This is a genomic window from Myxococcus sp. RHSTA-1-4 (assembly GCF_020037125.1).
Lineage (GTDB): Bacteria > Myxococcota > Myxococcia > Myxococcales > Myxococcaceae > Myxococcus.
Genome location: NZ_JAIQDG010000025.1, coordinates 45,128 through 70,605 on the forward strand (window position 1 = coordinate 45,128; position 25,478 = coordinate 70,605).

Below are 25,478 nucleotides of genomic sequence, written 5' to 3' on the forward strand. Positions count from 1 at the left end.
CGGGACTCCAGGGCATGGCCGGTGCAATGGGGCGGGGCCTCCCCTTTCCCTCGAGACAGGAGCCACACGATGCCCCCTCCCCTCCGCCCTCCCTTCAATGCCGAAACCGCCCGCGCCAAGGTCCAGGCGGCCGAGGACGCGTGGAACAGCCGGGACCCCGAGCGGGTGGCGCTCGCGTACACGGTGGACTCCGAGTGGCGCAACCGCACGGAGTTCTTCCGGGGGCGCGAGGCCATCAAGGACTTCCTGCGCCGCAAGTGGGCGAAGGAGCTGGACTACCGGCTGATGAAGGAGCTGTGGTGCTTCACCGGCAACCGCATCTCCGTGCGCTTCGAGTACGAGTGGCACGACGCCGCCGGCCAGTGGTTCCGCACCCACGGCAACGAACACTGGGAGTTCGATGAAGAAGGTCTCATGCGCCGCCGCGACATGAGCGCCAACGACGTCCCCATCTCCGAGGCGGAGCGCCGCTACCGCTGACGGCCGCCGCTCCCCTGCCCGCCGTCTGGGACACGCAGTGAAATAAAAGGAAGTGTGGCGATTCTCCCCAGGTAGGGTAGTCACGGGCGCGCAACGGGGGCGTCACGGCCATGTGACGCCTCCCCGGAAAGCCTCGCCTGGACCTCCAGGCGACCTGGAGGGACGGATGCTCGAGAAGCTGATGCCCAAGTCGGATGAGTTCTTCGACGACTTCGACAAGCAGTGTGCCGTCACCGTGCAGGGCGCCAAGATGCTGCACGAGCTGCTGAGCGACTACCGGGACGTGGCCGCGCGGGTCCAGGCGCTCAAGCAGGTCGAGCACCAGGGTGACGAGGTCACCCACACGGCCTTCAACCGCCTGCACAAGCAGTTCATCACCCCGTTCGACCGCGGCCAGATTCACACGCTGCTGTCGCGCATCGACGACGTGCTGGACCTGACCAACGCCGCCGCGGCGCGACTGCACTACTACGAAATCGAGCACAGCCTGCCTGACGCCACCGAGCTGGCGCGGCTGCTGGTGCTGAGCACGCAGAAGGTCCAGGAAGTGGTCGCCGCGCTGCGGCTCATCAAGAAGCCGGAGCAGATTCTGGCCGGCTGCAAGGAAATCAAGCGGCTCGAGTCCCAGGCGGACGACGCGCTGCGCTCCGGTGTGGGCCGGCTCTTCAAGAGTGGCGCGGATACCCTCACGGTCATCAAGTGGAAGGAGATCTACGACTTCATCGAGACGGCCACGGACAAGTGCCAGGGCGTGGCCAACATCATCGAAGGCGTGGTGCTGGAGCACTCCTGAGATGCTACTCACCGCCGTCATCCTCATCGTCGCGGTCGCGCTCATCTTCGACTTCATCAATGGATTCCACGACGCGGCGAACTCCATCGCCACCGTGGTGTCCACGCGCGTGCTGTCCCCCAACCTGGCCGTGGCCTGGGCCGCGTTCTTCAACTTCATCGCGGCCTTCGCCGGGGGCGTCCATGTGGCCAACACCATGGGCAAGGGCATCATCAACTTCGAGATGCTCCGCGCCCAGGGCTCGTCCGCGGTGCTCGCGGTCATCTTCTCCGCGTTGATGGGCGCCATCGCCTGGAACCTGCTGACGTGGTGGTGGGGGCTGCCGTCCTCCTCGTCCCACGCGCTGGCCGGCGGCATGATTGGCGCCACGCTGCCGGTGCTCGGCTTCGCGGGCCTGGTGGGCTCGGGCATCGCGAAGATTGCGTCCTTCATCGTGCTGTCGCCGCTCATCGGCATGACGCTCGGAATCACGCTGATGGTGGCGAGCACGTGGGTGGTGCACCGCCAGACGCCGCTGCGCGTGGACGCGTGGTTCCGCCGGCTGCAGCTCGTGTCCTCCGCCATCTTCTCCTACAGCCACGGCACCAACGACGCGCAGAAGGTGATGGGCATCATCGCGGTGGTGCTCTTCGGCACCATCTGGAAGGACCGCCCGTTCCACATCGACTGGTGGATGATCATCTCCTGTCACGCGGCCATCGCGCTGGGCACCTTCTTCGGCGGCTGGCGCATCGTCCGCACCATGGGGCACAGCCTCACGAAGCTGGCCCCCATCGGCGGCTTCAGCGCGGAGACGGGCGGAGGCGTCACCATCATCGCGCTGGCGGAGCTCGGCATCCCCGTGTCCACCACGCACACCATCACCGGCGCCATCGTCGGCGTGGGCTCCACCAAGGGCTGGCGCGCCGTGAAGTGGGGCGTCGCGGGCCGCATCATCTGGGCGTGGGTGTTCACCATCCCCGCCGCCGCCCTGATGGCGGTGCTCGTCTACGGGCTCACCCAACTCGTCGTGAAGCTGGTGAGCTGAAGTCCGCCTCCGCGGGTCCGCCCGGCGGCGCGGGCCCCTGGCTGCCTGCCTCCCCTGCCGTGTGACACCTCGAGGGCCGTGACGGGACGACCTGTCACGTGCCCCAGGCGGGCGTGGCCTTCCGGCCCCCGGCTTGACTTGCGTCGGGGTGTTCAGCCAGCCTTCCACCCCGTGAGCGATTCGAACGTGTGCACCGCGCGGCGCGAGGGACTGATGTCCTCCGCCTCCGTGCGCCCGGCGACCGCTTCCACCACTACCACCACCACCACGACTACCCGCGGAGCGCGGGCGGTCTAGCTTGGAACCCGAAGGTTTCCAGCCAGGCCCCGCGCTCTCCGGCGCGGGGCCTTTTTGTTTTCACGCCACCCTCCAGGAACCCCATGAAGCCCACGACCCCGACGACGCCCCCACGGTCCTCCCGCTCGCCGTCCTCCCTCCGCCAGGAGGCCGCGCCATGCGAGTGATGAAGTTCGGCGGCACGAGCGTGGGCGGCGCGGAGCAGATGCGCCGGTTGGTGGACCTGGTCGCGGCGGCGCGGAAGGAGACCCGGGTGATGGTGGTCGCCTCCGCCGTGTCCGGCATCACCAACCTCCTGGTGGACGCCGCGCGGGTGGCGCAGGAGGGCGGCTCGGTGGAGGCGCTGCGCTCCCGCTTCGAGGACGTGCACGCCTCCATCGTCCGCGAGCTGGCGGGCGAGCTGGGGGCCTCGCGCCAGCGCACGCTGGACGCGGGGCTCGCGGCCCTCGCGTCGGAGCTGAGCGGACTCCTGCAAGGCGTGGGACTGCTGCGCGAGTGCTCCCCCTCCGTGCTCGCGCACCTGTCGGGGCTCGGAGAGCGCGCCTCGTGCCTCATCCTGGTGGCGCTGATGGAGGCACGGGGGCTCGCGCCCCACCCGGTGGACCCGCGCGAGGTGCTCATCTGCACGGGGGACCCGCTCCAGGCCACGCCGCTGATGGAGGAGTGCCGCGCGCGCTTCGCCCCGCTGCGTGAGGGCGGCCCCGGGCTCATGCTGATGCCGGGCTTCTTCGGCGGCGACGGCAAGGGCAAGACGCTGTCGCTCGGGCGCGGAGGCTCGGACTACTCGGCGGCGCTGGCGGCGGCGGTGCTGGACGCGGCGCTGCTGGAAATCTGGACCGACGTGGACGGCATCTACAGCGCGGACCCGCGCATGGTCCCCGAGGCCTTCCCGCTGCCGGAGGTGAGCTTCGAGGAGGCCATGGAGCTGGCCTACTTCGGCGCCAAGGTCCTGCACCCGAAGACCATCGCCCCGGCCCGCGAGCGCGGCATCCCGGTGCGTGTCTGCAACAGCTTCCGCCCCGAGCACCCGGGCACCCGCGTGACGGCCACCGCCGCCCCGCCCGAGCACCCGGTGCGCGGCCTGTCCTTCCTGCGCGACATCGCCCTCATCAACATCGCGGGCGCGGGGCTGAAGGGTGTCCCCGGCACCGCGGCCCGCGTGTTCGAGGCCATGGCCCACGCCGGCATCTCCGTGGTGCTCATCACCCAGGGCTCCAGCGAGTGCTCCATCAGCTTCTGCGTGCAGCAGGCCGAGGCGGAGCGCGCCGTGCGTGCCCTGGAGGCGGCCTTCGAGGTGGAGCGCGAGGCCGGGAAGGTCGACACGATTGAGCGGCAGGGCGGCCTCGCGATTCTCAGCATCGTCGGGGACGGGATGCGGCACCGCGTGGGCGTGGCGGGCACGTTCTTCAGCGCCCTGGCGGACGTGGGTTGCAGCATCGCCGCCATCGCCCAGGGCTCCAGCGAGCGCAGCATCTCCGCGGTCATCTCCGAGGCCGACGGCCCGCGCGCCATGGCGCACGTGCACGGGAAGTACTTCGGCACCACGGAGGTGGTGGAGCTGCTGCTGGCGGGCGTGGGCAGCGTGGGCGGCGAGCTGCTGCGGCAGGTCCGGCAGCAGGCCCCCAAGCTGCGCGCGCACGGCGTGGACCTCCGCGTCTGCGCCATCGCCAACAGCCGCCACTGCGTGGTGGCCAGCGAGGGCGTCCCCCTGGAGGGCTGGAAGGAGCGGCTCGACGCGGGCGGTGACGGCCCGGCGATGGACACCTTCCGGGACTGGGCCCGGGCCAAGCGCCCCGGCCGCCCCATCTTCGTGGACTGCACCAGCAGCGAGGACGTCGCGCTCGCCTACCCGTCGCTGATGGAGGCCGGGCTCCACGTGGTGACGGCCAACAAGAAGGCCAACGCCGGCCGGTGGAGCCACTGGCGCGCGCTGCGCGAGACGGCGTCCCGGCACCAGCGCCGCTTCCTCTACGAGACGAACGTCGGGGCGGCGCTGCCCGTCATCGACACCCTCAAGAACATGCTGCGCACGGGGGACCGGGTGCTGCGCATCGAGGGCATCCTCTCGGGCTCGCTCTCCTTCATCCTCGGCCTCGTCGAGGAGGGCGTGCCGCTGTCGAAGGCGGTGGGCACGGCCATGGAGCGGCGCTTCACGGAGCCGGACCCGCGCGACGACCTCCATGGCACGGACGTGGCGCGCAAGGTGCTCATCCTCGCCCGCGAGCTGGGGCGCACGGACGAGCTGGAGGGCGTGGCCCTGGACTCGCTCCTCCCCCGGGACTTCGACGCGTCCGGCCCCCTCGACGACTTCCTCGCCCGCCTGCCCCAGGTGGACGCGGCCTTCCAGCGCCGCGTGGACGCGCACCGGAAGGAGGGCAAGGTGCTGCGCTACGTGGGCAGCGTCACCCCGGAGGGGTGCTCCGTGGGCCTCGTGCCCGTGCCGCTGGAGCACCCGCTGGCGGCGGTGAAGGGCGGGGAGAACGCGCTCAGCTTCCTGTCGGAGCGCTACAGCCCCACGCCCATGGTGATTCGCGGCTACGGCGCGGGCGCGGCGGTGACGGCGTCCGGCGTCCTCGCCGACGTGCTCCGGCTGGTGGAGGGGCCGCTGCCCTGACGGGTGCCTGGGCGGGCCCTCACGCGGCACGTCAGGGCTCCGGCCCCTCGGTGGGGCCGGCCCTGGCGGACTTCACGCCGGGCCGGAAGTCACGCGGCAGGTCCACCGTGAAGGTGGAGCCCTCCCCGGGCCGGCTCTTCACCGCGATGGAGCCGCCGTGGGCCTCGACAATCTGCCGGGTGATGAAGAGGCCGAGCCCCAGCCCTCCGTAGTTCCGGGGGGAGACGGCGCGCTCGAAGCGGCCGAAGATGCGGGAGAGGTCCTTCTCCGGAATGCCGATGCCCTGGTCCTGCACGGTGAGCCGGGCGAAGTCCCCCCGCTCTTCCACGCCCACCGTCACCGGACCGCCGGCCGCGTACTTGATGGCGTTGGAGAGCAGGTTGGCCAGCACCTGCTCCAGGCGGAGCCGGTCATACCGCCCCGTCACCGGCCCCTCCGCCCGCAGCACGAGCCGGCAGTCCGCGCGCGCGGCCTCCTGCTGGAACTGCTCCAGGACCTCGCTGGCGAGCTGGGTCAGGTCCAGTGGCTCCAGGTTGAAGCGGAACTGCCCCGTGCTGATGCGCGACACGTCGAGCAGCCCCTCGATGAGCTTGTCGAGCCGGTGTATCTGCCTCGCGGAGATGTCGAGCCTCCGGCAGAGCGTCGCGTCGCCGCTCTTCGCGCAATGGCGCTGCAGGTGCTGGAGCTGGAGGTGGAGCGTGGTGATGGGGGTGCGCAGCTCGTGCGAGGCGATGGAGAGGAACTCGTCCCGGAGGTTGATGGCCTTCTGGGCCTCCTGGTACAGGCGCGCGTTGTCGATGGCCATGGCCGTGCGGTGGGACAGCTCCTCCGCGAGCAGCAGGTCGACGGGGCCATAGCGGCGCTTCCGCGCCGCTCCGAAGGTCAGCGCTCCGAGGATGCGGCCCCGCGCGACCAGGGGCACGGCGAGGACGGTGTCCGAGCCCAGCTCCCGGATGAGCCGCGCGTGCGCCGGACTCTCCACGAGCGGCAGCAACCGCGCATCGGAGAGGTCGGAGTAGAGCTCCGGCTGGCAGGAGCGGAGCACCCTCGTGGCGGGAGGGTTCGTGTCCCATCTCGCCGGGTAGCGCACCTGCAGCTCACGCAACAGCGGCTCCCTCGCGGGGTCGGCGTGCGCGGCCGCCACCCGCCGGAGGACGTTCCCCTCCTCGACGACGTCCACCACGCACCAGTCCGCCAGCAGCGGCACGCCAAGACGGGAGACCCGTGAGAGGGTGGTCTCGTAGTCGAGCGACTCCACCAGCACCTTCGTCGCCTCGCCCAGGAAGCGCTGGGACTGCTCCGCCCGCCGCAGCTCCTCGTAGAGGCGTGCGTTGTCCACCGCATAGGCGGTGCGCCGGGCCAGCTCCTCGGCCAGCGCCTGCTCCCCACGCGTGTAGGGGTGGCCGAGCTCCTCGCGAAAGAGGGTGAGTGTCCCCAGGGTGCGGCCCCGGGCGAGCATCGGGGCGACCAACACCGATGCGGGGCGGAACCGCCGGAACAGCACGAAGCGGCCGGAGTCCTCCTCCCCGAGCCTTTGGAGGAGCCTCGAGGTATCCGGGAGGAAGCGCGAGCGGCCCGTACGCAGCACGCGGACGAGCTCCGTCGGAGCCTCTCCCTCCTCGGGGCCGAGCAGGTCGCCACAGTGCCGCTCCGCCCGGCTCCCGGGAGCGTGCTCACAGGCCACCCGCCGGACACGGCCTCCGCCCTCCTGGAGGTGGATGAGGCAGGTGTCCCCCAGCAGCGGGACGGCGCGGTGGGCCACGGCCGTCAGCGCGGCGTCGGAGTCCAGCGAGGACACCAGCACCGCGCTCGCCTCGGCCAGCAGGCGCTGCTGCTGCTCGGCGGCGCTCGCCGCGGCCAGCAGGCGCTGCTGCCGCTCGGCCCGCTTGCGCTCCGTCATGTCGCGGCTGACCTCCGCGAACCCGCGCAGCCGGCCGTGCTCGTCCCGCAGGGACGTGAGCACCACGCCCGCCCAGAAGCGCGTGCCGTCCTTGCGCAGCCGCCACCCCTCCACCTCCAGCCGCCCCCGCGCCGTCGCGCCACGCAGTTGCGCCTGGGGGCGCCCCCGCGCCACGCTGTCCGGCGGATGGAAGTCGGAGAAGTGCTTGCCGAGCGCCTCCGCGGCCTCGTAGCCCAGGATGCGCTGGGCCCCGGCGTTCCAGCTCACCACGAGGCCCTCCGGGTCCAGCATGATGAGGGCCTGGTCCTTCACGCCGTCCACCAGCAGCCGGAAGCGCTCCTCGCTGCGCCGGAGTGACTCCTCCGCCCGGGTCCGCTCCGCCGTCTCCAGTGCCATGGACACCACGTGGCCGATGGAGCGGGCGAAGGCCTGCTCCTCCGCCGTCCAGACCCGGGGCGCTCCTCCCACGTGCTCGTGGCACACCACCCCGCCCAGACTCCCTCGCACCCAGACGGGCACGTCCAGCATGGCGGTGATGCCCCGCGGCTTCAGGTAGCTCTCGGTGAACTCACTCGTCCGCCCGTCCCGCCGCGCGTCGTCCGCGGCGATGTACAGCTCGTCCAGCAGCGCCTGGAAGTAGCGGGGGAAGTCACGGCGCCTCAGCTCGGTGCCTCCATCGAACGCGTTCGCGTCCCGCCGGTACAGCACGTCACAGCGGATGGCCTCGGCTCCCGCCGAGAACGACCAGTAGCTCACCCGCTCCACGCCCAGCAGCTCCGCGTCGCTCTTGAGAATCTGGCGCAGGCTGGCCTGGAAGTCGGGCGCCTGGGATGCCGCCAGCTCCAGGAGCACGGACTGCTCCAGGAGCACCGACTGGCGGTGGAGCACATGCCCCCTCTCCAGCACGGCCCCCGGCACGTCCATGCCCGCCTCCTCGCTCGTGGCCTCGGGTACAGTCATCAATGAAAAGTGCTGCCTCCCGGTGGGCCCACCAACCACACCGGGCCGGCCCTCGAACCCGCCGCCCGGCCGCCCGGGGACGTCGCGCGCCGAGGGCCCTTGCCGGACTCCCCTGATTGCGAGCACCCCGGCGAGCGCATTTGAAGTCGGCCGCGGAACTGCCCAGAATGCGACGCTGCCCTCGACAAGCGAGCGGCAGGGGGAGAACGGAATGTTCGTGTCTCGCAAGCCAGTCTGGGGCCTCACCGGGAGGGTGCTGGCACTCGCGCTCACCCTCGCGCTGAACGCGGCGTGCCCCGGTGATGATGACGATGATGATGACAGCAGCCCCTACACCGGAGGTCCGCTGACGCTGACCGGAAAGGTGACCTACGACTTCGTGCCGGCCACGTACTCGGCGACGACGCGCTCGGGTACGCTCGCCTTCTCACAGACCCAGGTGAAGCCCGTGCGCAGCGCCGTCATCCAGGTCCGCCAGGGCACGAACGTCCTGAGCACCGGAACGACGGACGAGCAGGGCAACTATCAAATCACCTACACGCCGAACACCAACGCGTCGGTGACGCTCGTCGCGCTCGCGAAGACCACCAACCCCGCCATCCAGGTCGAGGACAACACGGACGGAAACGCGGTCTGGGCCGCGGGAGCCTCGCTCCCCCTCACCACCACCACCCGGGACCTGCATGCGGGCCATGGATGGAACGGCTCCAGCTACACCGCCTCGCAGCGGCTCGCGGCGCCCTTCGCCATCCTCGACAGCATGTACACCGCGGCCCGGTCCTTCATGGCCGTCCGCACCGTCAGCTTCCCCGAGCTCAAGGTGAACTGGAGCCCGAAGAACGCCCCGGAGCGGGGGAACAAGTCGACGGGCCAGATCGAGACGTCGCACTACTCGCCCCAGGACAACGAAATCTACATCCTCGGCCAGGCGGGGGGCGACGCCGACGAGTTCGACACCCACGTCATCGTCCACGAGTGGGGTCACTACTTCGAAGCCAACCTGTCGCGCTCGGACAGCCCCGGGGGGCCTCACACCGCCGGTGACGTGCTCGACCCGCGCCTGTCGTTCGGCGAGGGCTACGGCAACGCGCTCGCCGCCATCATCCTCCCGGAGTCCATGTACGCCGACACGTTCTGGAACGGCGGCTCGCTGATGGCCTTCGGCTTCGACGCGGAGACGGAGCCCGCCGCCCCCAACTCGGACGACCCCGAGCCGGGGGCCTTCTCGGAGTCCAGCGTCATGCGCATCCTCTATGACCTGTACGACTCCGGCTCCAACGAGTCGGCGTATGACAACGTCTCGTTCGGCCTCGGCACCTTCTACGACGTGCTGGTGGGCCCGCAGAAGTCCACCGACGCGCTGACCACCATCGGCTCCTTCATCACCGGGCTCAAGGCGCAGCCGGGGGTGAACGCGGCGGCGGTGGACACGCTGCTGGCCCGCTACCAGGTCGGCGCGGTGACGTCGGCCTTCGGCGATGGGGACTCGCGGCTGCGCGCCATGTACACCCCGGTGACGTCCTACCCGTACAGCACCAGCGTCACGCTCCAGGGCGGGGTCGAGGCCAACAAGCGGCAGCAGAACCAGTACTTCGTCTTCACGGGCACTGGCCGGACGATGAACATCTCCGCGACGCAGGCGTCCGTGGACGTGGACATCGAGGTCTACCGCCGGGGCACCGTCGTGGCCTCGGCCTACACCTCGAGGCCTGGCACGGAGTCCATCAGCTTCTCCACCCAGGCCGACACGCAGTACGTGCTGGTGTTGACCGGCTACCAGGAGCAGAAGGCCGACTACTTCGTCTCCCTCTCCATCACGAGCCCGTAGTCCAGGAGCACACATGAATCGCAAGGCACTCGCAATCCTCTCGGGCCTCCTCGCGCTGACGGCGCCGGTCGCCTGCTCCTCCCAGTCCAAGGCCGCGCCGGACGCCAGGGCCGACGGCGCGAACGGCGACACCGCGAAGGCCAGCGCGCCCGTGGCGGTGGACGCGGAGCTCGGCGACGGCCGGGCCCGTGTCACCCTGCGCTTCGACTCCCCGGCCAGCGACGTCAAGGTGAACGTCTCGGGCCTGGACGGGCTGACGGTGAAGAGCGCCCCCACGCCCGTGGACGGCGCCAGCTTCGTGCAGTCGGCGGTGTCCACCTTCGACGTGGAATTCACCCCGGGCGCCGGCCGCTCGCACCTGGTGGTGGCCGTCACCGGCGACTTCCAGGGCGCCCGCCGCGCCAAGGTCGCCAGCTTCGCCGTGGGCACCCCCACCACCGAGCAGCAGAAGGCCTCCGGCACCACCGTCACGGGCAGCGACGGCGAGCGCGTGAAGATCATGCCCGTGAACGGTGACGGTCAGCAGTAGCGCGCGGGAAGCGCCCCAAAAAACACGGCGGGAAGCGCGCCCCCCGACGCACTTCCCGCCGCATGAGCCACCCTGACGGGGGCTCCAGTGCTCCAGAAAAAAACATTGGGAGCACGCCCCCTCGACGTGCTCCCAATGACATCGCGCTCCCCACTGCGGAGCGCCCCCCGTTTGGAAGCAGACCCCCCCGGGCCGGCTTCCCCCCCTTCCGCCTCGGACGCGGTACGTCCGAAAAATGGAGGTGCCGTTGACCACCCGGACACCTTCTCCGTCCCCCCTCTCAGACGCTCTGCGCCCGAAAGCCTTGGGCTCCAGCGGCTCTGCCCCAGTGCCCCCACCTTCAATTAATCAAACGCGGACCGCCCGAAATCTTGAGTGCGGCCACGTCGATTTTTTCGCTCCCCACGGAGGACCACACCCGCCGACATAGCCCGTTCCACTCGGGGGCTCACCCCGTGGCCTCGGCCTCATGTGCCAGGTGTGTGGGGGCTTCCGACAACCGCCGGACAATCCGCCGGCGGACCACGTCGATGTGCTCGCGGAAGAAGTAGAGGTTCTCGGAATATGAGAGCGGCATGGGGATGCGGTTCACCTCGCGCTCCGCCTCGTCGAGCCGCCGCAGCATGTCGCCCAGCATCTCCCGGCCGGGGCTCTCGTCGAGCTGGAGCTCCACCTCCTTCAGGCGGGCGTACCAGCGGAAGATGCGGGAGCGGACCCGCCACAGGAACAGCGCGGGCACTGCCCGCACCAGCGGCACCACCACGGCGATGATGGGCACCAGCATCACCCAGAGGCGGTCCACCAGGTTGGCGGCCCAGAACGGCAGGTAGCGCTGGAGGAGCGGGACGCCGGACTCGTAGTAGCGGCGGGCCTCGCTGCTGAGCGGGAAGCCCGTCTCCAGCGCGGCCGGGAACTCCCCCGTCCTGTCCAGCATCCCGGCCTTGCCGTGCACCTCGCTCGCGGCGCGCAGGAGCAGGTACGCGAGCGCGGGGTGCAGCGTGTCCCTCGCCACGAGGTTCGCGGTGGGAGCGATGAGCGTCACGTCCGACTCGGGCACGTCCGCCGCCAGGTCGAACACGCCGCGCGGCAGCACGTGCCGCGACAGGTAGGTGTACCGGCGGACGTAGGCGTCCGCGCGGGCGAAGCTGAGCATCCGGATGCCGGGCACGGCCGCGAGCTTCTGGATGGCCGGAGAGTCCGCGGGAGAGACGAGGAACACCGCGTCGAGCTGGCCCTGCTTGAGCTGCTCGATGGCCGCGTCACGCCCGAGCGTCACCAGCTCCGTCGGGGCCTGGTCCACGCGGTTGGCCGCCAGCATCGTCAGCGCGAGCGAGCGCGTCCCGCTCTCCTCCAGCCCCACGGAGATGCGCCGGCCCTTCAGCTCGCGCACGTCGTGGATGGGCTCGCCCCGGTAGAAGACCCACAGCGGCACGTACGAGAGGCTGCCGAGCGAGACGACGCCCTCGGCCTTCTCCGCGGCGACCGTGCCGCTCTGCACGAAGGCGACGTCGACGCCCGAGTCCTCCTGGGTGAGCAGCTCGATGCTGGTGACGGACCCCTTCGTCGGACGCACCTCCAGGGTGATGCCATCCCGGGCGAGAATCTCCTGGTACTTCCGCGCGAAGTACCGGAAGCCGCCCTCCTCCTGTGGCGTCGCGATGACCAGCGTCTTCGGAGGCGCGGGTTTGATGAAGTAGAAGGTGACGGCGAACGCGAGGGCGATGATGGCCAGCACGGGGCCGAGCGTGAGCCACAAGTCTCGGCGCAGCGTGCGCCGGAGCTGGGACGTGAGCGAGTCCGTCTTCATGGTGGGCGCGGAGTATAGACGCCGCGCATGTCCCGCCGCGCCCGACCGGAGGGCACCCGGGCGGGCCTGAAGCCCCGGGGGCCCGGGGATGTCCCCGGGCCCCACGGAGAAGCGCGTCAGCCGCCTCGCCGCTTGAAGCGCACCCCTTCGTACGCGGCCCGGGACAGGTTGCGCTCGAAGCGCTTGTGCTCGCGCTGCGCGGCGGCGTCCGTCTGGCGCGCCACGTAGGCCTGCTCGCGCCGCAGCCTGTCGAAGCTGTCGAGCCGTGCCCGCGGGAGCTCGCCCGCCGCCACGGCCTCGTGCACCGCGCAGCCCGGCTCACTCCGGTGCTGGCAGTCGGAGAACCGGCAGCCGCCAGCCAGGGCGAGGATGTCCGCGAAGGCGTGGTCGATGCCCTCCTCCTCGCCCCACAGCCCCAGCTCGCGCATGCCCGGGCCGTCGATGAGCAGCCCGCCGCCGGGCAGCACGAACAGCTCGCGATGCGTGGTGGTGTGGCGGCCCTTGCTGTCCTCCCCGCGAACGGCCTGGGTGGCCAGCAGCTCTTCGCCCATCAGCCGGTTGACCAGCGTGGACTTGCCCACGCCCGAGGAGCCGAGCAGCGCGCCCGTCTTCCCGGCGGGGAGCAGGGAGCGCAGCGCCTCCACGCCCTCCCCCGTGTGCGAGCTGAGGGCGACGACGGGCACGCCGGGGGCCAGCGCCTCCACCTCGAGGACGCGCTCGGACACCTCCGGGTGGAGGTCCGCCTTGCTGAGCACCACCACGGGCGCCGCGCCGCTGTTCCACGCCACGGCGAGCGCCCGCTCGATGCGGCGGGGGTTGTAGTTGTCGTCCAGCCCGGCCACGAGGAACACCACGTCCAGGTTGGCGGCGATGAGCTGGCCGTCCCGCTCGCTGCCCGCCTCGCGCCGCATGAGGACGCTCCGGCGGGGCAGCACGGCGTGGAGCAGCGCCTCCCCCTCACCCGCGGGGATTTGCAGCGCCACCCAGTCACCGATGGTGGGAAGCGCCTCGGCGCCGGGGGCCTCGTGGAGGAGCCGCCCCGCGGTCCGCGCGAGGAGGACCCGCTCGGAGGTCTGGACGGAGAGGAGCCCGCGTGCCTGGCGCACCACGCGCCCGGGGACGAGGGGAAGGGAGGACTGCGACAGCACGACGGAGAAAGCGTGGCCGAGGTCGGTACCCCAGCCGAGGAATTCGAGTTCGTAGGTCACTGGAAGGAAGCTCCGGACAGAGCGGTGCCTTGCGGGCACCTGGTTCTTCAGGGCGCCCTGGAGGGAGCGGAACCGCGCTGCGCGGACCTTCGTGGCCGCCCGGCTAGGAGACGACCCGCGCCCTCGGGGCGAACAGGACTTCCACCGCGACAAGATCAAGGGCGGCGTTCATGTAGGCCTCCAGAGGGCTCGCGGGGCGGCGTCCATCGCCGCCCGGTATCCGCACTCATAGCAATTCCCCCGGCACTCCGCACGCCCGGCCTCCGCCCCAACCCCGCCGGACCGGGAATTCGGGTGCGGGGCCGGGGTGCGACTATCCTCCGGCCCCCACCCCTGCCGGCGTCCCCTGCCCATGACGACCCCTTCCCCCACGGCGGTGGCCCCCACCGCGACGACGACCTCCTCCGCCACGGCGCCCCAGGACCTGGGCATGAAGCGCGCGGTCTCCCGCTGGGAAATCGTGGGCTTCTCCATCAACGACGTCATTGGCAGCGGCGTGTACCTGCTGCCGGCGGCGGCGGCCGCGAACCTCGGCTCGGCGAGCGTGGGCGCCATCGTGCTCGCGGGACTGGGCGTGCTGATGCTGGTGCTCTGCTTCGCGGAGGCGGCCAGCTACTTCGACCGGCCCGGCAGCGCCTACGTCTATACGCGCGAGGCCTTCGGCGAGTGGGTGGGCTTCGAGGTGGGGTGGATGACGTGGCTGGCCCGCGTCTCCTCGGTGGCCTCGCTGTCCGCCGGCTTCGCGCGGGCGCTGGGCTACCTGTGGCCCCAGGCCAACGAAGGCCTGGGGCGCGGGCTCGCCATCGCGCTCCCGCTGCTGCTGCTCACGGCCATCAACGTCGTGGGCGTCAAGTCCGGGGCGCGCACGGCCGTCTTCCTGGCCATCACCAAGACGCTGCCGCTGCTGCTCTTCATCAGCGTGGGCATCTTCTTCGTGTCGTGGGAGCAGGCGGCCTCCGTCGCGGCCAGGCCGGACGGCGGCCTGGGGGCGGCGGTGCTCCTGCTCCTCTTCGCCTACGCGGGCTTCGAGAACACCGCCGCGCCCGCGGGCGAGTTCAAGAACCCGCGCCGCGACGTGCCCTTCGCGCTCATCGTGCAGATTGGCGTCGTCACCTTCATCTACACCGCGGTGCAGTGGGTGGCCCTGGGCACGCTGCCGGGCGTCGTGGACGCGAAGACGCCGCTGGCGGACGCGGCCGCGCGCTTCCTCGGCGGCTGGGGTGGGCTGGTGATGACGGTGGGCGCGGTGCTCTCCATCCTGGGCACCAACAGCAACACGGTGCTCGCGGGGCCGCGCTACCTCTACGCCCTGGCCCGGGACGGCTTCGGCCCCCGCGCGCTCGCATCCCTCCACCCCCGCTACCGCACCCCGGCTGCCGCCATCCTCACCCAGACGGCCATCGCCCTGCCGCTGGCCTTCTCCGGCTCGTTCGAGGTGCTCGCCACCCTCTCGGTGGTGGCCCGGCTGGCGACGTACTTCGGCACCGCCCTGGCCGTCCCGGTGCTGCGGCGCAAGCTCCGCCAGCAGCCCGGCGCCTTCCGCATCCCCGGCGGGCCGGTGATTCCCGTGGCCGCCGCCGCGCTGTGCGTCGTCTTCGCGATGAGCGCGCAGGCGCGCAACCTCGTCGCCGGAGCCATCGCCCTCGCGGTGGGCGGCGTGCTGTACGCACTGCGCGGCCCGCCCCGGACCGGAACCCCGGAGTAGCGCGAGGCCCTCAGCGGCGCGTCCACCTCACGTCGTCCCGCTCCACCGTGAGCAGGATGCGGATGGCGGTGATGGCGGACTCGACGTCCACCGGGTCGCCGGTGATGGCGTCGCGGTAGAGGAACGACTCGCCGATGCGGACGATGACGTAGGCCAGCGAGTCCAGGTCCATCACCGGCCGGATGAGGCCCCCGCGCACGCCCTCCTCCAGGGAGGCGCGGATGCTCGCGGCGCAGCGCTGCTCCACCGTGCTGCTGCGCGACATCAGGACGCGCATCGCGTATTCGGCGTCCTGCTGGACGAAGCGCCGCAGCGGCTCGTCCGTCACCAGCAGCCTGAACAGCCGCTGGGTGATGTCGGCGATGAGCTCGGGCCCCTCACCCCGGGCCTCCATCCGGGCGAGGGTGAGCGCCTCCTCGAACAGGGAGGAGATGACCTCGCCGTAGAGCAGCTCGCGGCTGCCCACCCAGCGGAACACCGTGGCACGGCTGACGCCCAGCTCCCGCGCCATGCGCCCGATGTCGAAGCGCTCGCCCTTCCTCCACCAGTCCAGCGCCAGGGCGAACAAGTCCTGGGGTGTTGCCCGCGAGGGCGTGTCCAGCCGCCGGGCGAGCGGCGTCACCCGGGCAGCATCCTGCCGCGCGCGCCGGGGCACCGGAGCCGGCGAAGTGGAATGGAGCGTCCGTTCCGAAGCCGACGAAGCGGAACGGACCGACCGCTCCGGAGCCGGCGGAGCGGAATGGAGCGTCCGTTCCGAAGCCGGAGGCGCTGAGCGGACGGGCCGCTCCGGGGACCCGCGGGCGGCCGCGCTCCTCCTCGCGCGGGGAGTCTTCATGTCCCGGCCTCCAGCAGCTTCTTCCGCCGGCGCCGCGCACCCGCCACCAGCAGCCGCTGGTACAGCGAGGGCAGCAGCCGCTGCATCAGGTCGATGAAGACCGCGTCACCGCCGATGAGCTGGCGCCGCCGGTTCTTGAGGATGGCGGAGAGGATGTCGGAGGCGGCGCGCTCCGGCGTGGTGCTGAAGGCCTTCTCGAAGTCCCGGTTCGAGCGCTCGTCCACCCACCCCTTGCGGTGCATCAACCGGGCGTTCCGGGCGATGTTCGTCTTGATGCCGCCCGGGTGGACACAGGTGACTCCGATGGGAACCTCCTCCACCTCCAGCTCCTGGCGCAGCGCCTCGGTGAAGCCCTTCACCGCGAACTTCGCGGCGTTGTAGGCGCCCTGCGTGGGCACGCCGATGAGGCCGAACACGCTGGAGACGTTGACGATGTGGCCCTCTCCCGCCGTCCGCAGGTGCGGGAGGAAGGCCTTGGTGCCGTGCACCACGCCCCAGAAGTTGATGTTCATCAGCCACTCGAAGTCCTCGTACCGGGTGTCCTCGATGGTGGCGCCCAGGGCGACGCCCGCGTTGTTGACGACGATGTGGACGGCGCCCAGCTCCCGCGCCACGTCGTCCGCCCAGTCGTGCACCGCCTCGCGCAGCGCGACGTCCACCCGCGCCGTGCGCACCTGGACACCGTGACTCCGGCACCGCTCCGCCGTCTCCGCGAGCCCCTGCTCATTCACGTCGGACAGCGCCACGTGGCAGCCGTGGCGCGAGAGCAGCTCCGCCGTCGCCCGTCCGATGCCCGAGCCCGCGCCGGTAATGGCCGCGACCTTCTCCTTCACCGTCTTCATGGGGTGCCTCCCGTGAGTCGCTCCGTGGAAGAGGACGTGTGCTCAGGCATGGCCCCCCTCCGGGAGGGCGCGGGGAGCGCCGCGGGCCTCCGGCCATGGGGGTGGATGGCGACGTACTCGGAGGGCTCGAAGCGCTCCACGCGATGCCGGAAGGTGAAGGTGAAGCCCGGCCACAGGGTGGACACCCGTCCCGTGGCGTCCTGGTACCAGCTCACGCAGCCGCCCTGCATCCACACCGTGCCCGCCATCCGCGTGTCGACCTGCTGGACGAACTCGGCCTGGGCCTCGCGCGTCGGCTCCACCGCGGCCAGCCCGCGGCCCTCCAGGTAGCGCAGCGCGCCCAGCACGTGCTCGATTTGACTCTCAATCATCACGATGACGGAGGTGTGCCCGAGCCCGGTGTTGGGCCCCAGGAGCATGAAGAGGTTGGGGAAGCCGTTCACCGAGGTGCCCAGGTGCGCCGTCATGGTGCCCCCCCACGCCTCCTTGAGCGAGCGCCCGTCGCGCCCGCGGACGTGGTCCATGAAGGGCATGGTCGTCACGTGGAAGCCGGTGCCGAAGATGATGGCGTCCACCGGGTGCTCGACGCCGTCCTTCGTCACGATGGAGTGCTCGCGCACCTCGAGGATGCCGTCGGTGAGGACGTCCACGTTCTGCTTCGTCAGCGCGGGCAGGTAGTCGTCCGAGACGAGCACGCGCTTGCAGCCCAGCGTGTAGTCCGGCGTGAGCTTCGCGCGCAGCACCGGGTCGGGAACGGACTGCTTCAGGTGCCGCAGCGCGCGGCGCTGTACCAACCGCAGAATCCAGGGGTGCATGAACCCGAGCGCCAGCAACTCGCGGAGCGCGTAGAGCGTCCCCCGCACCAGGCGCTGGAGGCCCGGTAGCCGCTGGAAGAGCCGCCGCATCCCCTCGCTGATGGGCCGGTCGTTCCTCGGCATGACCCATGGGGCCGTGCGCTGGAAGACGAGCAACCGGCCGACCTGCGGCTGGATGGCCGGGACGAGCTGGATGGCGGAGGCGCCCGTGCCGATGACGGCCACCCGCTTCCCCGTGAGCGGGTAGCCATGGTCCCACCGCGCCGAGTGCATCACCTTGCCCTGGAACCGCTCCAGGCCGGGCAACTTGGGGATGGAGGGCTCGCTCAGCCCCCCCACCGCGGCGACGAAGACGTCCGCCGTGTAGGGCCCTTCGGAAGTCTCGATGCGCCAGCGCTGCTGGACGTCATCCCACCGGGCCTCGCGGACCGTGTGGTTGAAGCGGATGTGCGGCCGGATGCCGAACCGCTCGGCGCAGTCGCGCAGGTACGCCTGGATTTCCGCCTGGGGCGAGAAGGCACGGGACCAGGCCGGGTTCGGCGCGAACGAGAACGAGTAGAGGTGGGACTGCACGTCGCAGGCGCAGCCCGGGTACGAGTTGTCACGCCAGACACCGCCCACGTCCTGGGCGCGCTCCAGGATGACGAAGTCCCGGAAGCCCTCCTGCTTCATGCGGATGGCCATTCCGAGTCCGCCAAAGCCACTGCCAACGATGGCCACGTGGAAGTGCGGCGGGGGGCGAGAGAGCACTGGAGACCTCCTGGAGGGAGCCCATGCTACGAAGCCTCAGCATGAAGCCGGATGCGTCAACTGGGGATAGTGACGCATTCACGACGCATCCGCGAATCCCGACGAAGCACTTCCCCCTCGTGCCCCACAAAGGGGCGTCGTCGCCGGGGCTCAGGCGCTCCCGGGCACGGGGACGTGTGACTCGAGGAGGGACCTCACCGTGGCAATGAGGTGCTCGTTGTCCCAGGGCTTGCTGAAGAAATGGGAGACGACTCCCTCCGCCGATGGGCAGCCCCCGGTCCGCAGGTCCGCATGGCCCGACAGCAGCACCCGCACCGTCCGCGGCGCGGCGTGCATCACCTGCCCGAGCAGCTGCAGCCCGTTCATGCCCCGCATGCGGAAGTCGGAGATGACCAGGTCCGCCTCGAAGGTGCGCAGCTTCTCGAGCGCTTCCTCCCCGCTGAGCGCCACCTCGATGGCGAAGCCCTCGCGGCGCAGCAACCGCCGGAGTGCTCCCAGGACGTGCACTTCATCATCGACGATGAGGATTCTGGCCATGAGGCGCGCCGGACGGCCGTTGGAGCCTGGAGGGGCTCTCCGGCGAATCAAGGGCACGGTACCATGGCGGCCAAATGGCTCACCAGCGTGCAGCAAGGGTTGACCGTCTGGGGCGGGCCGCACCCGGGAGGCCGCGCCAGACGGGCTGGCTCATGCCTGTGCCGGCAGGTCCCCCTTCTTCATGCCCCCAGGCTTGACGGGAGGGGGCCCGGCTGCCCCCCTGCTCGGGGTGGATATGGATGGGGCTGACTGTTAGTGCAGGCGTTCGACAAGGAGCCGCCGTGTTTCGATTCGAGAATGACCGGGAGCTCATCGAGTCCTTCCGCTCGCGGGACCGCCGGGTCATCGAGATGCCCGAGGGCCTCACCTTCCCGCTCTTCGTCCGTGACTACCTCGCCTGGACGGAGACGTCCGGCGCGCGCGTGTACCTCATCTTCTCCGCGCCCGGCAGCCGCAAGCCCATTGGCCTCATCTTCCGCCGCGAGCCCCCGGGCGGGGAGCCGACCTACCGCATGTGCGAGTGGTGCCACAGCCATGGCACGTCCAGCGAGGTGGGCATGCTCACCACGGACGTGGACAACAAGCGCCGCGTGGGCGTGACGCTCTGCAATGACTTGCAGTGCAAGCAGAAGCTGGAGGACGCGGCGGACCGCGCCGGGCGCCACCCGCTCCCGTTCCTGGAGCAGCTCAACACACGCATGTACCGCTTCGCGCAGGAGGCGCTCGGCATCGAGTCGCAGACCCAGCCCGTGGCCTAGGCGCGCGGCGCTTCATGCTCGGAGGAGTCACGCATGAACACAACGCCTGTCACGCACACGGTCACCGTCGAAGGCATGGAGCTGCGCTACACGGTGCGAGGCCAGGGCGCCCCGCTCGTGCTGCTGCATGGGTTCACCGGCGCGGGCTCGGACTGGAAGCATGTCTTCGACCTGGACTCGCTCGCGGAGCGGTACCGGCTCATCGTCCCCGATCTGCGAGGCCATGGCGGGAGCAACAACCCGTCGGACGCGTTCACCGTGCGCCAGTGCGCGACGGACGTGCTCGCACTGCTGGACCAACTGGGGATTGAACGGTTCCGCGCCATCGGCATGAGCCTGGGCGGAAACACGCTCCTGCACATCGCCACCCGGGCGCCGGCGCGCGTGGAGCGCATGGTCGTCGTGTCCAGCCCGCCCTACTACCCCGCGCAGGCCCGCCGCATCATGGCGACGCTGACCGAGGAGAGCCGCACGGAGGCCGAGTGGGCCGAGATGCGGGCGCGGCACTCGCTGGGGGATGAGCAGATTCGCGCGCTCTGGCGGCACGGGCGCGGCTTCGCGGACAGCTACGACGACATGAACTTCACGCCGCCGCTGCTGTCCACCATCTCCGCGCCCACGCTCATCGTGTACGGGGACCATGACCCGCTCTACCCGGTGGAGCTGGGGCTCGAACTGTACCGGTCCATTCCCCGGTCCCAGCTCTGGGTCGTCCCAGGTGGGGGCCACGGCCCCATCTTCCTGGAGCATCGCGACGCCTTCGCGCGCACGGCGCTGGCGTTCCTCGGCGAGTGAGCTGGGCAAGCGCGGCGCGGTCTCCCCCCGCGCTCAGTCCCAGTCGCGGAGCTGGACGCGCACGCGTCGCACCAGCAGCTCCCACTCCTGGCGCTTCAGGGTGGCCAGCACCCGCGCGGCCACGATGGAGAGCCCGGTGAGCGTCATCACCAGGAAGCCGATGCGGTGGTCCCTCAGCCCGGCGTTGAGCAGGTTCGCCACCACGTCCAGCGTGAGGAAGAGCGTCCCCAGCGCCAGGTAGGCGCGAATCTGCAGCGCCATGCCCGCCGCCACGCCCAGCAGGCACACGGCGCCGAAGACGAGCGCATACGTCCCGTCGGCCGACTCGCCCACCCGCAGCGCCAGCTTCGCCGCCGCGGGCACGTACAGGAGCAGCCCCCCGAGGATGCGCACCGCGTTGCGCGCCGCATGAGGGAGGCTCGACGTGAAGAGCTGGCCCAGCATCAACAACAGCAGGCCGAGCGGCGCCAGGTACACCTCCAGGCCCTCCAGTCCATACGCGAGCGCCGCGATGAGCAGCCCCAGGTTGCACGCCGCCGCCGCGAACGCGCCGAACATCCGGCTGCGCTCCACCGCGCCCAGCGCCGCGTACAGCAGGCCCGAGCCGCCCGCGAGCAACGCCGCCTCGCCCGTCGCGTCCCCCGGCAGCACCAGCGCCACGCCAATGGGGAGCAGCGCCGCGAACCGCCGCGTCGCGGCCTCCACCGGACGCACTCCCGCCCGGCGCGCCAGCACCGTCACCCCCACCAGCACGAAGCCCAGCGCCAGCGCGAAGAGCGCGTCATGCTCGGGCCGCAGGCCGGGCGCATACAGGCCGCGCACCAGCGCGTAGACGCCCACCACCGCCACCTGCACGAAGTACACATGCCGGCCCGTGTGCTCGCGCCACGCGCAGTGCAGCGACACCAGCACGCCCACCCCGATGGCCGCGATGGCCAGCGGAAGCGAGTCCTCGGGGGCCCGGCCGCTCACGGCCACGACGGCGAGCAGCACGCCGCTCGTCACGAGCCACGCGTCCCGTCCCCACCCCAGTCCGCCCGCCACGTCCCGCCGGCTCCGCTGCGTCCACGGATAGGCCAGGTGCAGCGCCAGGACACTCCCCGCGGCGGCCAGGGCGAGCGCCGCCCCGTGCACGGTGAAGAGCTCCGAGTACGACGGCCAGGGGCCAACGCGGCTCGCGCGAATCACGATGGACGCCATCAGCGCGGAGACGGCGGCGCCTCCCGCCACGCTCGACCCGAGGGCGGCGACGAACCCCGCGAATGCCCCCCGCCACTGGAACGCCGCGACGAACAGCGTGGCCGCAATCAGCGCCAGCGTCACGGGAACCGCGGCGGACACCATCCACTGTCCCCCCAGGCCGAAGAACGTCTCCACCACGAGCATCGGGACGGCCAGCACGGGCGAGGTGTCGCCCTTCACGGCCAGCGCGTACACCAGCGCGGCGGAGAGGTAGATGCCCGCGGCCTGGAGGGCGCGCACGCGCGTCGCGCCCGGGTCGAGACCGCGCGTCCTCGCCACCCAGGGACTGAGCGCCACCACCGCGAGCCCCACCAGCGCGAGGACGGGCCCCGGCCACGCCTCCAGGATGGGCACCCGGTGAGCCATGGCGTGGACGAGCAGGAGGATGCCGGCCCCCAGGACACCGCGCCCCTGCTGGCGAGCCCCTCCGAGGAAGAGCACCGCGCCCGTGGCGAAGGCCAGCCCCGCTGACGGCAGCCCGGGCTGGAAGAACGCGGCGGCGCAGACCAGGGCCACGGCCGTGACGGACCACCGGCGCAGCGCCCGCTGGAGCGGCTCATTCCGGGCCGCGAGCGCCGCGGCGGCATACACGAGCCCCGCGGCGGAGATGCCGGCGAACGCCCGCTGCCACAGGAGGAAGAGCGTGTCCCCCGGAGCGAGCCACGCCTCGGGCTGGAGCCAGTCCAGGACCTCGGAGGACGCGAGCGCCGCCGAGGCACGCACCCACTGGCCATCGGGAGGCAGCATCGCCACCAGGTCCGGACCGAGCAGGTCCTGCCGCGAGGCCCACAGCGCGGCACCCGGCAGCCCCAGCAGGAGCCCCACCTGCGCCAGCAGCACCGAGCGGAAGGAGACGGCGAGCAGCAGCGACAACAGCGCCGCGCCCAGCAGCGTGAGCGGTGGCACCAGCCCCAGCGCGCGGGACGGGTCGGGCATCCCCACGCCCACGGCGCCACGCACGAGGACCACGGCCAGCGCGGCCACGCCGGCATGAGGCACCGCATGGTAGAGGCGTCCGTGCCGGGGGTTCTCCAGCAGCCTTCCGAGCGCGGGCCCGAAGCGCCGCGTCGCCAGGGCCACTCCCCATAGCGCGATGCCGATGAGCGGCAGACGCCACGCCGACACATCCGGCGGAAGCGGACGGCCCGCGCGGTTGATGACGGCGGTGAGCGCGATGAACCCTCCGCTCGCGGCGAGCGTCACCACCGAGCCACGCAGCCCCCACGCCACGAAGCCTCGCGACATGAACGCCACCACGGCACTGGCCGTGAGCAGCCCACCCGCGAGCAGCACCGTCGGCCGCTCGGCATCGTTGGGACTGGAGAGCCACTGCGAGAGCGTGACGGTGGCGGCCGCGGCCTGCACGAACGCGGCGCCCGCGAAGCCATCCAGGAAGAGCGGCAGGCCGTGGGCCCCGAACGGCAGGGGAATGAAGCCCAGCACCCGCCGCCCCTTCACGCGCACTCCCGCCGCGGGCCCGGCCTGGGGAACGAGGACAGGGCCGCGCAACGCCGCGAGGACCGCGAAGCCGAGCCCCACGGACGCGGAGACGATGGCGGCTCGCGCCGAGCTGAAGTCGGAGACGGTGCCGGTGACCTGTGCCACCACCAGCCCGAATCCCGAGGCCGCGAGGAAGGCGACCAGCCGGCTCCCGTCCCGCCGCGCGCTCGGCAACAGCAACACGGCCGCGAGCGCCGTGGGCATGAAGGCAAGCGCTTCACCAGAGCTCGCGAGCAGGGCGGGCAACGCTGGCATGACGCCGACGGCCAGCACCACCCCGAGCGACGCCATTGCCAGCGAGAGGTCCTCCAGCGGTCTCAGCGCGTCGCTCCGCCCGGTGCGGCGCATCCAGGCGCCCTGCGCGAGCCCGGCGAGGCCGTAGAGCCATCCCGCCAGCGCGAAGACGGCCAGGACCGTCCAGCTCCCGTCGAGCGCTGGAGTCCCCGAGACGGCCGCGAGCGCGCCGAAGAGCGCGGCGGCGCCGCCCAGGTAGTGGAGGCCCCGCCAGCGCCAGCCTCCCGCGAGGTGGGCGGCCCCCGCGATGAGCAGCCCCGCCAGGGCCCTGGGCCAGGGGCCCACCGGTCCCCAGCCCCACTCCAGCGGCGTGAAGGCCGTCATCGTCACCAGCGAGCCGGCGACGCCCCAGGCCAGGAGCCGGATTCGAGGGCCCTGCGACACCGTCGCCCGCGCCACGAGCAACAGCCCGGAGGACACCGCCGCGGCGCCAAGAACCCACCACGCGGGCTCCACGGGCGCCCGGGTCCGCGCGAGCACCACGCCCGCGAGCAACGCGGCCATGGCCGCCGGATGCACCAGCGCCCGGCGCCGGGGCTCCAGCAGGAAGAAGAGCGCGGAGGCCCCCGCGGGCGCGAGCACCGACGCAACCTCCGCCCAGAAGTCGTCCCCCGGCGTGGAGGAGAACGCGCCCAGGGCGCCCGCGAGCGCGCCGCTGGCCACCACCGCGTGCGCCAGCGTCTCCAACACCGGGCCCGCGCGTGGATGCGCGTCGCGCACGGAGTCGGAGGTGGCCGCCATCGCCACCACCGTGGCGAGCGCCACCGCCCACAGCGTCATGCCCGCGAACAGGGAGCTTCCCGGCTCCAGCGCATCGAAGCCGGAGGGCGCGCTGGCCACGCAGAAGAGCGCGAGACAGAGGGCCCCGTAGAGCGCCGCGCCCGAGCTGACGACCGCGGCCATCGCCGAGCCCGCCGCCCGCGCGCGCCACACCGAGGCGACGAGCGCCACCACGCCGGCGGACGCGCAGAGCGCGCGGAGCCAGGGCGCCTCGTCGAACCCCATCAGCGGGAGCCCGGCCAGGAGCGAGGGGACCAGTGCCACCGCCAGCGACCCTCCGGACGTCCCATACAGCAGCCGCCCCGCCGCCCTCAGCGGGAGGAACCCGAGCCCGGCGACACCGAGCGCGACGGCGACACCCATGACGGGAGTCAGCGCCGCCAGCGCGGACAGCGCGACGAACACCACCGGCAGCAGCGCGAGCCCGATGCCGGCCAGGATGCGCCCGGCCGACAGCGAGCGCCGCGACAGGAACACCCCGAGCCCGATGAAGCCCGCGTGGTAGCCGAAGAGCGCCCCCGTCACCAGGAGCTGCCGGGGCACTCCGCCCAGGGCCCGCCACGCCTCGCGCACCCCCATGAGGGAGCCGCCCAGCACCAGCACCGCGCCGAGGAACCACCAGATGTACTCGTTGAGACGGGGCGCGCTCGCCGGCCCTTCATCGAGCGCCACCACCGCCTCCAGCCCGCCGCCGAGCGAGCCCGCCCCCTGGGCGAAGAGCGCCTGCCCCGACCCCAGCGCGGAGCCCAGGCCGTCCTCGCCGGAGTCCCCCGTCCGCGCTCCCGCGCGCCGCCGGGCCACCTGCTCCCGCTCCGCCTTCTCGGCTTCATCCAGCGAGCGGGCCAGCGCCGCCCCCCAGCCAGGGCGCCACCCCACAGCCTCCCGGAGCGACGCGGCGATTCCGTCCGCCCACGCCTCCACGCGGGCAGCGGGGTCCTCCGGCACCTGAGCGGGCGCAGGCGCCTCGGCCCGCACGGCGGAGAGCGACGCCTCCATCCGGACCGCCGTGGCGGCGTCCACGAGCCCGTCGGCGCGCCAGCGCTCGATGTGGCGTCGCACCGTCGCCTGCACGAGCGCTTCGAGATGGGGCTCCGTGGCGGGGACGAGCGCGGTGCCACATTCCGGGCACGAGGTCCCCGATTCATCGGCGCGGAGCCGCGCGCAGGCTGGGCAGATCATGTG

At 71.8% G+C, this 25,478-nt stretch carries 17 protein-coding genes; 9 read left to right on the forward strand and 8 right to left on the reverse strand.

Going from position 1 to position 25,478, the window contains the following annotated elements; translation table 11 throughout:
• Nucleotides 1-69: 69 nt before the first annotated feature.
• The 4 genes from K8638_RS29555 to thrA all read left to right on the forward strand — a co-directional run bounded on the left by K8638_RS29555 (nt 70) and on the right by thrA (nt 5,211).
• Nucleotides 70-480 (forward strand): nuclear transport factor 2 family protein, encoded by a 411-nt coding sequence (locus K8638_RS29555; RefSeq protein ID WP_223758013.1) that lies wholly within the window; start codon nt 70-72, stop codon nt 478-480.
• 166 nt (nt 481-646) lie between these two features.
• Nucleotides 647-1,273, forward strand: a complete 627-nt coding sequence (locus K8638_RS29560) for a DUF47 domain-containing protein (protein WP_223758014.1) — start codon at nt 647-649, stop codon at nt 1,271-1,273.
• Between the two features lies 1 nt (nt 1,274).
• Nucleotides 1,275-2,300 carry an inorganic phosphate transporter gene (locus tag K8638_RS29565; protein WP_223758015.1) on the forward strand — a complete coding sequence of 342 codons (1,026 nt, stop codon included), beginning with the start codon at nt 1,275-1,277 and terminating at the stop codon, nt 2,298-2,300.
• Nucleotides 2,301-2,754: 454 nt separating this feature from the next.
• Nucleotides 2,755-5,211 (forward strand): bifunctional aspartate kinase/homoserine dehydrogenase I, encoded by a 2,457-nt coding sequence (thrA, locus tag K8638_RS29570; protein ID WP_223758016.1) that lies wholly within the window; start codon nt 2,755-2,757, stop codon nt 5,209-5,211.
• Nucleotides 5,212-5,242: 31 nt separating this feature from the next.
• On the opposite strand, the gene K8638_RS29575 is transcribed toward thrA, so the two are convergent.
• Complete coding sequence (locus tag K8638_RS29575; protein WP_223758091.1) at nt 5,243-8,071, reverse strand: GAF domain-containing protein; 2,829 nt, start codon at nt 8,069-8,071, stop codon at nt 5,243-5,245.
• A 211-nt stretch (nt 8,072-8,282) separates the two neighbouring features.
• Between K8638_RS29575 and K8638_RS29580 the strand changes: the two genes are divergently transcribed.
• Together K8638_RS29580 and K8638_RS29585 are read left to right on the forward strand one after the other, a co-directional pair.
• The gene (locus tag K8638_RS29580) at nt 8,283-9,899 is read left to right on the forward strand and encodes a hypothetical protein (protein WP_223758017.1); all 1,617 of its coding nucleotides are present in this window, start codon (nt 8,283-8,285) and stop codon (nt 9,897-9,899) included.
• A 13-nt stretch (nt 9,900-9,912) separates the two neighbouring features.
• On the forward strand, nt 9,913-10,428 hold the full coding sequence (locus tag K8638_RS29585; protein ID WP_223758018.1) for a hypothetical protein: 516 nt from the start codon (nt 9,913-9,915) through the stop codon (nt 10,426-10,428).
• A 448-nt stretch (nt 10,429-10,876) separates the two neighbouring features.
• On the opposite strand, the gene K8638_RS29590 is transcribed toward K8638_RS29585, so the two are convergent.
• Nucleotides 10,877-12,235, reverse strand: coding sequence for a TAXI family TRAP transporter solute-binding subunit (locus tag K8638_RS29590; RefSeq protein WP_223758019.1), 1,359 nt, complete (start codon nt 12,233-12,235; stop codon nt 10,877-10,879).
• A gap of 116 nt (nt 12,236-12,351) precedes the next feature.
• Nucleotides 12,352-13,443: a ribosome small subunit-dependent GTPase A gene (rsgA, locus tag K8638_RS29595; protein WP_223758020.1), complete on the reverse strand. Its 1,092-nt coding sequence runs from the start codon at nt 13,441-13,443 to the stop codon at nt 12,352-12,354.
• Nucleotides 13,444-13,795: 352 nt separating this feature from the next.
• Here rsgA and K8638_RS29600 point away from each other — a divergent pair, with 352 nt between their 5' ends.
• The gene (locus K8638_RS29600) at nt 13,796-15,148 is read left to right on the forward strand and encodes an APC family permease (RefSeq protein ID WP_223758021.1); all 1,353 of its coding nucleotides are present in this window, start codon (nt 13,796-13,798) and stop codon (nt 15,146-15,148) included.
• Between the two features lie 10 nt (nt 15,149-15,158).
• Here the strand turns inward: K8638_RS29600 and K8638_RS45350 are convergent, their stop codons facing one another.
• From K8638_RS45350 to K8638_RS29620, 4 genes are all read right to left on the reverse strand, one after another.
• Complete coding sequence (locus K8638_RS45350) at nt 15,159-15,770, reverse strand: QsdR family transcriptional regulator (RefSeq protein WP_223758022.1); 612 nt, start codon at nt 15,768-15,770, stop codon at nt 15,159-15,161.
• A gap of 209 nt (nt 15,771-15,979) precedes the next feature.
• Nucleotides 15,980-16,825 carry an SDR family oxidoreductase gene (locus K8638_RS29610; protein WP_223758023.1) on the reverse strand — a complete coding sequence of 282 codons (846 nt, stop codon included), beginning with the start codon at nt 16,823-16,825 and terminating at the stop codon, nt 15,980-15,982.
• Nucleotides 16,822-18,390 (reverse strand): NAD(P)/FAD-dependent oxidoreductase, encoded by a 1,569-nt coding sequence (locus tag K8638_RS29615; protein WP_223758024.1) that lies wholly within the window; start codon nt 18,388-18,390, stop codon nt 16,822-16,824. Before K8638_RS29615 ends, K8638_RS29610 begins: the two co-directional genes overlap by 4 nt.
• 150 nt (nt 18,391-18,540) lie before the next feature.
• A complete protein-coding gene (locus tag K8638_RS29620) occupies nt 18,541-18,927 on the reverse strand; it encodes a response regulator (protein ID WP_223758025.1) in 387 nt (128 codons plus the stop codon).
• Between the two features lie 281 nt (nt 18,928-19,208).
• Between K8638_RS29620 and K8638_RS29625 the strand changes: the two genes are divergently transcribed.
• Together K8638_RS29625 and K8638_RS29630 are read left to right on the forward strand one after the other, a co-directional pair.
• Nucleotides 19,209-19,685, forward strand: a complete 477-nt coding sequence (locus K8638_RS29625) for an FBP domain-containing protein (RefSeq protein WP_223758026.1) — start codon at nt 19,209-19,211, stop codon at nt 19,683-19,685.
• A gap of 33 nt (nt 19,686-19,718) precedes the next feature.
• Nucleotides 19,719-20,480, forward strand: coding sequence for an alpha/beta fold hydrolase (locus K8638_RS29630; protein WP_223758027.1), 762 nt, complete (start codon nt 19,719-19,721; stop codon nt 20,478-20,480).
• A gap of 33 nt (nt 20,481-20,513) precedes the next feature.
• Here K8638_RS29630 and K8638_RS29635 read toward each other — a convergent pair whose 3' ends face one another.
• Entirely contained in the window at nt 20,514-25,355 is a 4,842-nt protein-coding gene (locus K8638_RS29635) for a hypothetical protein (protein ID WP_223758028.1), read from the reverse strand.
• Between the last annotated feature and the right edge of the window lie 123 nt (nt 25,356-25,478).